Source organism: Neisseria sp. HMSC03D10 (assembly GCF_001807625.1).
Lineage (GTDB): Bacteria > Pseudomonadota > Gammaproteobacteria > Burkholderiales > Neisseriaceae > Neisseria > Neisseria mucosa.
In genome coordinates this window covers 1-12,571 of sequence record NZ_KV789591.1, presented here as the reverse complement: position 1 = coordinate 12,571, position 12,571 = coordinate 1, and the positions used below count along the sequence as shown (strand labels likewise).

The window sequence follows — 12,571 nt, the reverse complement described above, 5'->3', positions numbered from 1 at the left end:
GTCCTGATTTAAATTTAATCCACTATACATTTCTAACGGCAGCTTGACGGTAGATAAATAGCCGAAATACCGTTGACAGCCGGAGCGGAACATTTCCAGCCGCGTACTTCTTTTGCTGTTGCCCGCATAAAATCTTTACTGGTTGCCGGAGTAGTCAATTCCGCATCGGTATAGGGAATCAGTTCAACCTTATTATGCTCTCCCAGTTCGGGGATATTGTGCATAATGGCGGTGATTTTACCGTTTTCATCCGTATCGACATTAAAGGTCAGATGGGTTGAACCTGTATTACCACAACTAAACCCGTTATTGGCAGAAGGCGCGTCGATAAACCCCGACATAGAGGCCTCGGTAACGGCTTCGCGGCACTGCGTCATCATCAACAAGCCCTCGCTGACTTTGGCTCGAATGGTATAAGCATGATAAGCCGGTAGTGCGATAGCGGCGATGATGCCGATAATAGCGACAACAACCATAAGTTCGATTAATGTAAAACCCTGTGTTGAAGACGGTTTCATTTCGTTCCTAACGTGTGTAGTTGATGTTTTTCGACGACCTTAAAAATAAAAGTAATTCTGTAAGTCGGATTCTTGAATCCGACATTTTCAAACATTTCCGCCATAATCAAAAGCGGTAAAACATAAAACGTTTGTCAGATACGAGTATCCGACTTACCCATCATATTTAATGCTGAAATCCACATTGCTTCCACCCCAGTGCTTTGGGTAAATCCCCTGTTTCACATAACGGTGAAAAGTAGAAAACGGCCAATCGGAAACCTGACCGACATAGCCATGCTTTACGGGATTAAAATGTAGATAATTGAAATGATAGATAAAGTCCGTTTCATTACGAATGGTATGTTCCCAAAACCTTTTTTGCCAAAGCCGATATTCCCTTCCAATCAAATATTGGCTGTACCGTTTAATTTGCCGCCAACGTTCCGAATAAGCCGCATCATTTTCAGGAAGACGCCAAATCGTATGCAGATGGTCAGGCATCAGCACCCATGCCTCAATTTCAAACGGATACCGCTCCCGAACCGTCATTACCGCCTGCCGTAAGGCAGAACGCACCGTTTCATCAGTCAGGATTTTTTGTCGTTTATCAGTAACCACCGTAAAAAAGTAAGTACCGCCCGTTTGATAAAAGCGTCGGTATCGCATGAATTTCCTTTTTTCAATTAGATTTTTGTTTTTCAGAAAGATTTTTGTCGGATACAAGTATCCGACCCACATCAAAACCGAACAATCCATGTAGGTCGGATTCTTGAATCCGACATTCCAATCATTCCCGAATTTTCTCAATGTGTGGACATCGGCTTTTTTGTCGGATACCAGTATCCGACCTACGTCGAAACCGAACAATTTATGTAGGTCGGATTCTCGAATCCGACATTTCAATCATTCCCGAATTTTCGCAAGGTGTGAACATCGGTTTTTCTTGTCGGATACAAGTATCCGACCTACGTCAAAACCCCGCCCAAGGGCGGGGTTTGCTATTCAAGCCGTAATTAGCGGCAAGAAGCAGGCAGGTATTTAGCCTCAATACCACCATTAGCAGGAGCAGCACATTTCCAACCTTTAATACCACCGTTAATCAAAGAAGTGCGTTTGAAACCTGCGGCTGTCATTGGCGTTTTTAAATCAGCATCTGAGTAAGGAGTAAACTCCAAAGTCTTATTACTGCCCAATTGGCTGATGTCTCGAGCCACAACTTTAATTACACCTGTTGATGTTGTATTAACGGATTCTACATACTGACTATGAGGAGTAACCTTCCCACCAGCTGGTGCTGCTGCAGTTTCGCCACAACCAAAACCGTTATCTTTAGCCTCATCAGCAAAACCGGTTTGAGAAGCCTCGGTAATTGCTGTACGGCATTGGGAAGCAGCCAACACAACTTCAGATACTTTGGCGCGTGCAGTGTAGTCTTGGTAAGCCGGCAGGGCAACAGCGGCCAAAATACCAATAATTGCTACGACGATCATCAATTCGATCAGGGTGAAACCTTTTTGGATTGCTTTCATTTAATAAACTCCAGTTTAAAAAGTGTTGTGAATAAAAATGTTTGTTGTTAAAAAATCTGTAATGTGTTTGGCTCTGCTTGTTTATGAGTAAAACCATTAAGTAGAAGGAATATACAGCTTCCCGGTTCGGGCTTCGTTGCTTCGTTGCTTCGTTCCCCTTGCCGGACGTAATGTATCAAGCAGGGGATGTGCCAAGTCTGGATTTTTTTGGATTTTTTGTGAAAATATTTTGTAATTTTATGTTTTTAATAGGTTTAAATTTGTTTTGAAGGATTTTTCAGGCAGATTTTGGCTTTTTTATGACGTGGGATTTTTTTGGGGGATATGACGTGTTTTGTCATTTTTGAGAAGAAAAGGGAAACGTTTTATGTCATATGACGCATTTCGTCACTTTTATACCTATTTTAATAATATTGAAATGGATTTGATAAACGGTATCGTTTTTAGATAAGCGGTATTTTGAAGTTTTATATATTTTTAATATGATGATTTTATGTTATTTTTTTATACAAATTTGATAGACGGATTTTAATTCGGATAAACGGTAATTTTCAAAATCGAATTATAGATATTTAGTTTATTTTTGAACGTTTGATTTGACTAAAAACGTCGTCTGAAAATATGGCGGGTTTCGCCGGTAAAACATAAACGCCCTGCCGAGACCAATATCTCCGCAAACCGCATCCGTAGGCAAAGTCCATACTGCGGTAATCGTTGAATATTTCTGAAAATCAAAGGTCTGGATTCCCGCCTGTGCGGGAATGACGGCGAAGCAGGCAGGGATATGGGGAGTTTTTTCAGACGACTTGCGGGGATCTGCAAGCGGTTGCCGTAGCGTGGGCTTTGCCCGCGAGAATATATAGAGACCCGCCGCAACTGATATTTCTACAGACCGTATCCGTGGGCAAAGCCTACGCTACAGTAATCATTGAATATTTCCGAAAGCCGAAGGTCTGGATTCCCGCCTGTGCGGGAATGACGGCGCACTAGGTAAAAATGGCGGGATCGTTTTTCAGACGACCTCACACGCCCAAATACCCTTCCCTGCTGGCAAGCCACCTTGCCAGATGCGCTTCGACGATTTCGGGGTTTTGTTCAATCAGCATCGGGGCGATTTCGCGCGCCTGTTCCAAGAGGTGTAGGTCTTCTTCGAGGTTGGCGAAACGCAGCATGGGGACGCCGCTTTGGCGCGCACCGAGAAATTCGCCGGGGCCGCGGATGTTGAGGTCTTGGCGGGCGATTTCAAAGCCGTCGGTGTGTTCGTAGATGACTTTCAGCCGCGCTTTGGCGAGTTCGCTCAAGGGTTCGGCAAACAGGAGGACACACACGCTTTCTGCCGCGCCGCGCCCTACCCGCCCGCGTAATTGGTGCAGCTGCGCCAAGCCCATGCGCTCGGCGTGTTCGATCACCATCAGGGCGGCGTTGGGCACATCTACGCCGACTTCGATGACGGTGGTGGCGACCAAGACGTTCAGACGGCCTGCGGCAAACTGAGCCATGACTTCGGCTTTTTCGGCGGCTTTCATGCGCCCGTGTACCAAGCCGATGTTGAGTTCGGGCAAGGCTGCCTGGAGCTGGGCTAGGGTTTCGGTGGCGGTTTGCAGTTGCAGGGTTTCGCTTTCTTCAATCAGCGGGCAGACCCAGTATGCCTGCTGCCCTTTGCGGCAGATGTTGAGGACGAAGCCTTCGACTTCGGCGCGGCGGACGTTGTTGACGAGGCGGGTTTTAATCGGGGTGCGCCCGGGCGGCAATTCGTCGATGACGGACACGTCCAAGTCGGCGAAAAAACTCATGGCGAGCGTGCGCGGGATGGGTGTGGCGGACATCATCAGCTGGTGGACATCGCGCCCTTTGTTTTTGAGGGCGAGGCGTTGGGCGACGCCGAAGCGGTGTTGTTCGTCCACAATCACCAAGCCCAGATTTTGGAACTCGACGTCGTCTGAAAACAGGGCGTGCGTGCCGACGGCGATTTTGACGGTGCCGTCGGCGAGTTTGGCTTTGGCTTCGTCTTTGGCTTTTTTGCGCTGGCTGCCGGAGAGCCAGACGACTTCGAGTCCTAACGGTTCGAGCCATTGTTTGAACTTGATGAAATGCTGTTCGGCAAGGATTTCGGTCGGCGCCATCACGGCCGCCTGCGCGCCGGATTCGATGGCGGTCAGCGCGGACAAGGCGGCGACGATGGTTTTGCCGCTGCCGACATCGCCTTGCAGCAGGCGGTGCATGGGGTGGGTTTGCGCCATGTCGCGGCGGATTTCGGACACGACTCGTTCTTGTGCATCGGTCAGGGCAAACGGCAAAGCGTGGCGCAGAGCTTGGGTCAACGTGCCATCGCCGCCCAATGCTGCCGCCGTGCCGCTGACACGCTTCTGCCGCGCCAAGCGCATGGAAAGCTGTTGCGCCAAAAGTTCGTCGAATTTGAGCCGTTGCCATGCGGGGAGCGTGCCGTCTGAAAGTTGATGAATGGTGAAACTCGGCGGCGGTGAATGCAAAAGGCGCAGGCTTTCGGCGAGGTGCGGCAGTTTCAGACGACCCAATAAGGCATCGGGCAAAGTGTCATGCAGCGGCGTAACGTCCAACGCCGTCTGGATGATGCGGCGCAAAGTAGGCTGGTTCAAACCGTTTACAGTCGGATAAATCGGCGTGAGGCTTTCCGCCAAACCGCCGCTCTCGGCATCACGGATTTTGGGATGAATCATCTCGTCGCCGTGAAACCCGTGTTTGATTTCACCCACGGCGCGGATGCGTTTGCCGACCGCCATCTGTTTCTGATGGCTGGCGTAAAAGTGGATGAAGCGCAGAAAAAGGACGCTGCCGGAATCGTCGGCGATTTGGACAATCAGCTGCTTGCGCGGTTTGAACGTTACTTCCTGATGGATGACCTCGCCCTCAACCTGACACGGTACGCCAATCGGCGCATCCTTAATCGGCATGATATGCGTCTCGTCCTCATAACGCAGCGGCAAATGCAAAACCAAATCCCATGCGGTGTTGAGGTTGAGTTTGTCGAGCTTCTTGGCGGAAACGTCGGTGATTTTGAGCTGTTTCTGGGTTTCGGGCGTCATCATGGCTTTGTCCTTTAATGGCGCGTATTTTAGCTGAAAATGTAGGAAGGGGTCGTCTGAAAGGACGTTCAGACGACCTTGGAGGCATTGCACAGGTAGAGTTTGATAATTTGCCCATGCCGTCATTCCCACGCGGGAGGGAATCTCGATTTCGGGGTTTCAGAAAAATTTACAAAGTTGCCATGATTTCAAATTTCTAGATTCCCGCCTGCGCGGGAATGACGGCATAAGGTTTCTATGTAAATCACTATAAACCGTCAAATTTAGTGGATTAAATTTAAATCAGGACAAGGCGACGAAGCCGCAGACAGTACAGGTAGTACGGCCAAGGCGAGGCAACGCCGTACTGGTTTAAAGTTAAGCCACTATAAGAATCCGTCCACCCCTGCTACTTTCAGACGACCTTGATAAAAAAAGCAACGGATAAACCGTTGCTTTTTTGTTTGACCTGCGAATCTTACAAACTGCCCAACACGATGCGCAACACGCGGCGCAGGGGTTCGGCTGCGCCCCACAAGAGCTGGTCGCCGACGGTGAACGCGCTGATGTATTCGCCGCCCATGCCCAGTTTGCGGATGCGTCCGACGGGGACGGACAGCGTGCCGGTAACTTTGGCGGGCGTCAGCTCGTGGATGCTGGCTTCTTTTTCGTTGGGGATGACTTTCACCCAGTCGTTCGCGCCTGCCAAAATCGCTTCGATTTCGGAAACGGGCAGGTCTTTTTTCAGCTTCAGGGTGATGGCTTGGCTGTGGCAGCGCATAGAGCCGATGCGGACGCACAAGCCGTCGATTACGGTCGGATTGTCGCTGCGGCCGAGGATTTTGTTGGTTTCCACGCCGCCTTTCCATTCTTCTTTGGACTGGCCGTTGCCCAAATCCACGTCAATCCACGGAATCAGGCTGCCGGCGAGCGGTACGCCGAAGTTGGCTTTCGGATAGTCTTCGCTGCGCAGGAAGTCGGATACTTTGCGGTCAATGTCGAGAATCGCGCTGGAAGGATCGGCAAGCTCGTCCGCCACTTGGGCGTGAATCGCGCCCATGCCGCTGATGAGTTCGCGCATGTTTTTCGCACCCGCGCCGGAAGCGGCTTGGTAGGTCATGCTGGTTGCCCATTCGACCAAATCGTTTTGGAACAGGCCGCCCAGCGCCATCAGCATCAGGGAGACGGTGCAGTTGCCGCCGATGTAGTTTTTCACGCCGTTTTTGAGGCCGTTGTCGATGACGTTTCGGTTGACCGGATCGAGGACGATAATCGCGTCGTATTTCATGCGCAGGGAGGATGCCGCGTCAATCCAGTAGCCGTTCCAGCCGCTGTCGCGCAGGGGTTGGAACACGGATTTGGTGTAATCGCCGCCTTGGCAGGTTACGATGATGTCCATTTTCGCCAGTTCGGCAACGTCGTTCGCGTCCAATAATGTTTTCGCCGCCTGACCGAAATCAGGTGCCGCGCCGCCGACGTTGGATGTTGTGAAGAAGAACGCTTCGGGAATATGGGCGAAGTCGTTTTCTTCTTTCATACGCTGCATCAAAACCGAACCGACCATGCCGCGCCAGCCGACGAAACCTACTTTCATGTTGAGCTCCTTAGGGGGAAATTGTTAACAAATTTCTGAATAGGGGAAAAGGAAGAGTTTTAAACCTGTTTGAGGTAAATGTAAAGTTTTTTATAGCATCTCTAGAAAGAAATAAAAGGTCGTCTGAAATACACTTTCAGACGACCTTTCCGTATCAAGCTCAATCAAGATTCCCCCACCTCATCACGGTTCCGCCATTTCCAACGCTTGTTTGATGTCCACGGCAACGACGCGCGAGACGCCTTTTTCCTGCATGGTTACGCCGACGAGCTGTTCCGCCATTTCCATGGTCAGGCGGTTGTGGGAGATGTAGAGGAACTGGGTTTGCGCCGACATTTCTTTGACCAGGTTGCAGAAACGCGAGGTGTTGGCGTCGTCCAGCGGGGCGTCGACTTCGTCCAGAAGACAGAAGGGGGCGGGGTTGAGGCTGAACAGGGCGAACACGAGGCTCATGGCGGTGAGGGCTTTTTCGCCGCCGGAGAGGAGGTGGATGGTGCTGTTTTTCTTGCCGGGCGGGCGCGCCATGATGGACACGCCGGCAGTCAGGAGGTCGTCGCCTATCATTTTGAGGGTGGCTTCGCCGCCGCCGAACAGGGTCGGGAAGAAGGTTTGGACTTTGCCGTTGACGGCGTCGAAGGTTTCTTTGAAACGCTCTTTGGTTTTGTCGTCGATTTGGGCGATGGCTTCTTCCAAAAGGGTGATGGCGGCCTGCACGTCTTCGCTCTGGCTGCGGTAGTAACCGTCGCGTTCGCGCGCTTCTTCGAGTTCTTGCAGGGCGGCGAGGTTGACGGCGCCGAGGGCTTCGATTTGCTGGGTGAGGCTGCCGATGCTGCTGTTCAACACTTTCGGCGATTCTTTCGCCAACGCTTCGAGCGCGTCCAAATCGGCGGCGCGTTCGGTCAGGTTTTGATGGTAGCGTTTGGCGTTGATCAGGGCCTCCTGCTGCTGCAACAGGGCGGTTTGGGTGGCGGCCTGAAGCTGCGGCAGCTTGGTTTGCAGGGTTTGTACGCGGGCGTATTGCTCCCTGCCCTGTTCCTGAATCTGCGCGAGTTTCTCCTGCACGGCGATGTATTCTTCGTCCAGCGTGTGCACGGCTTCGGTCAGCTCGTCGAGCTTGATGTGCTGCTCGTCGTTTTGGAACTCGGTTTCATAGGCGAGGGCAAGCTCTTGCTGGCGTTCCTGCCAGTCCAGGGTTTGCTGTTCGAGCCGGGCGATTTGCTGCTGGTAGTTTTGTTTTTGCTGGTTGAGCTTATGGACGGCGACTTCCGCCAGCCCGTATTGGCGGTTGGCTTCCAGCAGGGCAAGCTGCGCCTGTTTCAGACGGCCTTGCTGCTCTTGGCGGCTGTGCGCGGTGGTTTGCTGCTGGTGTTCGAGTTCGGCGGCGGCTTCCTGCAAAGTAGCGATGTCGTCTGAAAGCCCGTCGGACGTGTGTTGCAACACGGTCTGTTCTTCCGCCAACTGCGCCAGTTCGCGCTCGATGTGTTCGCGGCGGATTTGCCCTTGGTTGGTGCGCGCCAAGAGTTCGGTGGCACGTTGCTGCGCTTGGCTGTATTGGCGTGTGTGCTGCTGTTGCTGCTGCATCAGGTTTTTGTGTTGCACTTCGGACGAGCGCACGGTAGCCTCCGCCTGTTTGAACGCGGCTTCGGCGGCGAAAAGTTCGGGGGCGAGGTTTTCCAGTTCGGACGCGATGCCGTCGAGGCGCGCTTTTTGGGCAATCAGGCTTTCCTGCGCGGGTTTGGCATAGAGCAGGACGCTGACTTTATCAACCTGATGGCCTTCGGGCGTGAGCCAGATTTGGTGTGCGCCCAAATCGCTTTGATGCGCGAGGGCGTAGCCCAAATCGGGCGCGCACAATACACCGTCGAGCCAGTGGTGCAATGCCGTCTGAAACGGCGGCTGCGCTTGGATTTGGTTCAGCAATGCCTGTACGGGCAGGGATTTTTTGATACCGCCGGAGAGGTCGTCTGAAAGCCATGCCGCCTGCCCTTGCGGCAAAGGCGCGGGAGGCACGAAACCGTGCGGGACGGCGCGGGCGTGCAGGCGTTCGGCAAGAATGACAGACAAGGCGTGCTGCCACTCGGCGGGCGCGGTGATGTGTTGCCACAGTTGCGGCGCGGCGGCGTGGTCGGTTGCCTGCCAGAAGTCGGCGGCTTCCTGTTGTTGCGACAGGATTTGCGACAACGCCTGCTGCTGCGCCTGCAAGGTGATGTGTTGTTGCTTCAGGCTTTGGAAGCGGTCTGAGGCCGTCTGAAACGCCTCGCGGGCGGCGTGCAAGGTTTCTTCGGCGGCAATGATTTGTTCTTCGTAATGCTCTTGCTGGCTTTGCAACAAGGCGGCGGCTTCCTGCGCGGCGGCGGTTTCGGCCTCGTCGGGCAGGTTCAGGGCTTGGTTTTCCTGTTTCAGACGACCTTTGCGCTCTTCGTGCTTGGCAACGGTTTGTTCGGCATGGGCAAGCTGCTGCTGCTTCAACGCCAGTTCGCGGCGGATGCGGTTTGCCTCGTCCTGCAGGGTTTGGAAGGCGGCGTTGAGCGTGGCTTGGGCTTCTTCCAATTCGGGCAGACGCTCTTCGTGTTCGGCAACCTGCATCGCCCATTCCGCCAATTCGGTTTGCTTTTCTTCCGCCTGCAACTCGTTTTCTTCAAGCTGTACGCGGATTTGCTGCTGCTCCTGATGGATACGCTGCATCTGCGCCTGCGCCGCCTGTTTGTCGCGTTCGATGCGTTGATGCAGGTTTTGCTGATGGCGGATTTGCTCTTCCAAACGGGCAATCTGCTCGCGCAACACGCCGCGTTTGTTGCTCAATTCATGCACCGCCTGCTGCTGCGACTGTTCGGCGGTCTGCAAGGCGTGTACTTCGTCGTTTAACGCCTGAATCTGCGCGGCGGTTTCGTCCTGCTGCGCCTGCAAAGACTGATGCTGCGCGGTTGCCTTATCTGCGGCGGCAAGCGATTGCTGCCATTGGGCGTAATCGAGCAAATCCTGCTGGCGATTCAACTGCGCGGTCAGTGATTTGTAGCGTTCGGCGGTTTCCGCCTGTTTTTCCAGCTTTTCCACCTGACGCGCCAACTCGTTCTGCAAATCGCCCAAACGCTGCAAATGCTCGCGCGTGTCTTTCAGACGGCCTTCCGTCTCCTTGCGGCGTTCCTTATATTTGGACACGCCCGCCGCCTCCTCGATATAGGCGCGCAACTCTTCCGGCCGCGCTTCGATGATGCGCGAAATCATCCCCTGCTCGATAACGGCATAACCGCGCGCGCCCACGCCCGTACCCAGAAACAAATCGGTAATGTCGCGGCGGCGCACGGTCTGATTATTGATGAAATACGTCGATTCACCCTGACGCGTCAGCTGCCGCTTGATGCTCACCTCGGCATACTGCCCCCACGCCCCCTGCAAACTGTGGTCGCTGTTGTCAAACACCAGCTCCACCGAAGCCCTCGGCGCAGGACGGCGCGTCGCCGCACCGTTAAAAATCACGTCCTGCATACTCTCGCCGCGAAGCTGCTTCGCCGAAGCCTCGCCCAACACCCAGCGCACCGCGTCAATCACATTCGACTTGCCGCAGCCGTTCGGCCCGATAACCGCAACAAGCTGCCCCGGAACATGAATCGTGGTCGGGTCGGTAAAAGATTTGAAGCCGGAGAGTTTGATGTGGGTCAGGCGCATGGGATAAGGACGGGGAGAAAAAAATAAAGTGGGATTTTATACTAAAACATCTGACAAAAGGTCGTCTGAAATCCTGTTTCGGGTTTTCAGACGACCTTTGCTTTCAGACCTTCTTAACGGCGCGGCTTATTCTTTGCCGATGCCTTTATCCAGTCCTTGCGTCAGACCGTTGATGTCGCCGCCGTTCAGGCCCAATTCTTTCAAGAGGCCGTCAACCAGCGGGGCTTGGCTGCGGTAGCGCAGGGCGCTGTTGACCATTTGGTCGGCGAGGCTGGCTTGTGTGGTTTGACCGTCCGACACGCCTTCGGAGCCGTTGGCAGCGCCGCTGAATCCGCCCAAGCCGTTGACTTGCAGAATCTTGATGTCGTCGATGTTTTCCATCGGACGCACGGATTCGCGGATGATGTCGGGCAGGTGTTTCAACAGGGCGAGGCGCACTTGCATTTCGACTTGCTCGACGCTCAGGACGTTGGCGGCTTCGTTCACGGCACGGGTACCTTCGGCATCGACTTTGTATTGCTGCTCTTGCGCTTGTGCCAACAGGACTTTGGCATCGGCTTCACCTTTGGCTTGCAGGCGTTGTTTCTCAGCTTCGGCTTCGGCGGCGATGCGCACGGCTTCGGCACGGTCTTGCGCAGCCTGTTTCTCGGCTTCGGCGGCAACGGTGAGCGAAATCGCGTCTTTTTGCGCGGCTTCTTCGGCGGCAATCAGTTCGACGGCTTTGGCACGTTCGGCGCGTTCGGTTTCGCGCACGGTAATCACGCTCTCTTCTTCACGCACGGCGGCAGCGCGGGCTTTATCGGCTTCGGCTTTGGCTTCGGATTCGGCACGCGATTTCTCGGCAACGGCGATGGCGCGGTCTTGTTCGGCAAGCTCGATGGCTTTGCGACGCTCGACCTCCGCCTGCTCGACGGCTTGGGCTTTGCGGATGTCTTCGTTTTTAATGTCGCGTTCGGCGGCGATGCGTTTCAAATCCACTTCGCGTTCGGCGGCGATTTTGGCTTCTTCCGCCTCGCGTTTTTTCTGCGCTTCCTGCTCGGCGATGCTGGCTTCCTGCTCGGCGCGGCGCACGGCGATTTCGCGTTCTTGTTCGAGTTTGGCGTACTCTTCTTCGCGCGAGATTTTCAGGCGTTGCTGCTCGGCTTCGAGGTTTTTGGTTTTAATCGCCAAATCGGTGTCTTGTTCGATTTCGTTGCGTTTTTTGCGGCGGCCTTCGATGGTTTCGGTCAGTTTGGTCAGACCTTCCGCGTCAAAGGCGTTTTGCGGGTTGAAAAACTCAAAGCTGGTCTGGTCGAGGCCGGTCAGGGAAACGGTTTCGAGTTCGAGGCCGTTTTTAAACAAGTCTTCGCTCACGACTTGTTGCACTTTCTGAACGAAATCAACACGTTTCTCGTGCAGCTCTTCCATCGCCATTTCGGCGGCAACGGCGCGCAGGGCGTCGACGAATTTACCTTCGACGAGATCTTTCAATTCGTCAGGCGACATGGTTTTCATACCTAGCGTTTGCGCGGCGGTGGCAATGCTTTCTGCGCTGGGTTTGACGCGGACGTAAAACTCCGCCATCACATCGACGCGCATCCGATCGCGGGTAATCAACGCCTGCTGCGCCGCGCGGCGTACTTCGAGACGCAATGTGTTCATGTTGACGGGGATGATTTCGTGCAGCACGGGCAGCACCATCGCGCCGCCGTTCATGATGACTTTTTCGCCGCCGAAGCCGGTACGGACGAAGGAGACTTCTTTGCTGGCGCGGCGGTACAGGCGGGTGAGGATGAGGCCGAGTACGAACAGCGTGACGAGTATGACGCCGGCGATGATGCCGATGGAAACTAAGTTCATGGGTTTTCCTTTCTTGTTGTCGATATACCCTTGAGGGGGCGTGGGTTCAGACGGTTTTTTAGGGTTTGGGGTCGTCTGAAAGGTTAAAAATCTGGGGTTTTAAAGGTAGGTCGGATTCTTGAATCCGATAATTTCGGTTATGTGCAATACGGTTGAAGCGGAGCGGTTCGTCGGATTCAAGAATCCGACCTACCATTTCTGTTTTTTGCAAACCGTAGCGTGGGCTTTGCCCGCGACCTACTGCCGTTTGAATCAAACGATCATCCGAGATGTTTGCTTCGTGGGCGAAGCCCACGCTACGGACTACTTGAGGGGCGTCGGTTCAGACGGTTTTTTGGAATTTTGGGTCGTCTGAAAAGTTAAAAATAACGGTTTTAAAGGTAGGTCGGATTCTTGAATCCG

At 53.6% G+C, this 12,571-nt stretch carries 8 protein-coding genes and 1 pseudogene; 2 read left to right on the top strand and 7 right to left on the bottom strand.

Features of this window, described 5'->3' with window-relative positions:
- Positions 1 to 32: 32 nt before the first annotated feature.
- The 4 genes from HMPREF3066_RS09430 to recG all read right to left on the bottom strand — a co-directional run bounded on the left by HMPREF3066_RS09430 (position 33) and on the right by recG (position 5,094).
- Positions 33 to 518 (bottom strand): pilin, encoded by a 486-nt coding sequence (locus HMPREF3066_RS09430; protein WP_070442445.1) that lies wholly within the window; start codon positions 516 to 518, stop codon positions 33 to 35.
- A 153-nt stretch (positions 519 to 671) separates the two neighbouring features.
- Positions 672 to 1,166: an REP-associated tyrosine transposase gene (locus HMPREF3066_RS09425; RefSeq protein ID WP_070442457.1), complete on the bottom strand. Its 495-nt coding sequence runs from the start codon at positions 1,164 to 1,166 to the stop codon at positions 672 to 674.
- Between the two features lie 347 nt (positions 1,167 to 1,513).
- Positions 1,514 to 2,029: a pilin gene (locus HMPREF3066_RS09420; protein WP_070442442.1), complete on the bottom strand. Its 516-nt coding sequence runs from the start codon at positions 2,027 to 2,029 to the stop codon at positions 1,514 to 1,516.
- A 1,022-nt stretch (positions 2,030 to 3,051) separates the two neighbouring features.
- Positions 3,052 to 5,094: an ATP-dependent DNA helicase RecG gene (recG, locus tag HMPREF3066_RS09415; protein ID WP_141743212.1), complete on the bottom strand. Its 2,043-nt coding sequence runs from the start codon at positions 5,092 to 5,094 to the stop codon at positions 3,052 to 3,054.
- Positions 5,095 to 5,350: 256 nt separating this feature from the next.
- Here recG and HMPREF3066_RS13745 point away from each other — a divergent pair.
- Positions 5,351 to 5,459: pseudogene (locus tag HMPREF3066_RS13745) on the top strand (IS5/IS1182 family transposase); the annotation flags it as partial.
- A gap of 89 nt (positions 5,460 to 5,548) precedes the next feature.
- On the opposite strand, the gene asd reads toward HMPREF3066_RS13745, so the two are convergent.
- The 3 genes from asd to HMPREF3066_RS09400 form a co-directional block, all read right to left on the bottom strand.
- Positions 5,549 to 6,664 carry an aspartate-semialdehyde dehydrogenase gene (gene asd, locus HMPREF3066_RS09410; protein WP_070442439.1) on the bottom strand — a complete coding sequence of 372 codons (1,116 nt, stop codon included), beginning with the start codon at positions 6,662 to 6,664 and terminating at the stop codon, positions 5,549 to 5,551.
- 183 nt (positions 6,665 to 6,847) lie between these two features.
- The gene (smc, locus tag HMPREF3066_RS09405; RefSeq protein ID WP_070442436.1) at positions 6,848 to 10,330 is read right to left on the bottom strand and encodes a chromosome segregation protein SMC; all 3,483 of its coding nucleotides are present in this window, start codon (positions 10,328 to 10,330) and stop codon (positions 6,848 to 6,850) included.
- A 126-nt stretch (positions 10,331 to 10,456) separates the two neighbouring features.
- Entirely contained in the window at positions 10,457 to 12,169 is a 1,713-nt protein-coding gene (locus tag HMPREF3066_RS09400) for a flotillin family protein (RefSeq protein ID WP_060975483.1), read from the bottom strand.
- Positions 12,170 to 12,287: 118 nt separating this feature from the next.
- Between HMPREF3066_RS09400 and HMPREF3066_RS13190 the strand changes: the two genes are divergently transcribed.
- Complete coding sequence (locus tag HMPREF3066_RS13190) at positions 12,288 to 12,524, top strand: hypothetical protein (RefSeq protein ID WP_168160671.1); 237 nt, start codon at positions 12,288 to 12,290, stop codon at positions 12,522 to 12,524.
- Positions 12,525 to 12,571 lie beyond the last annotated feature (47 nt).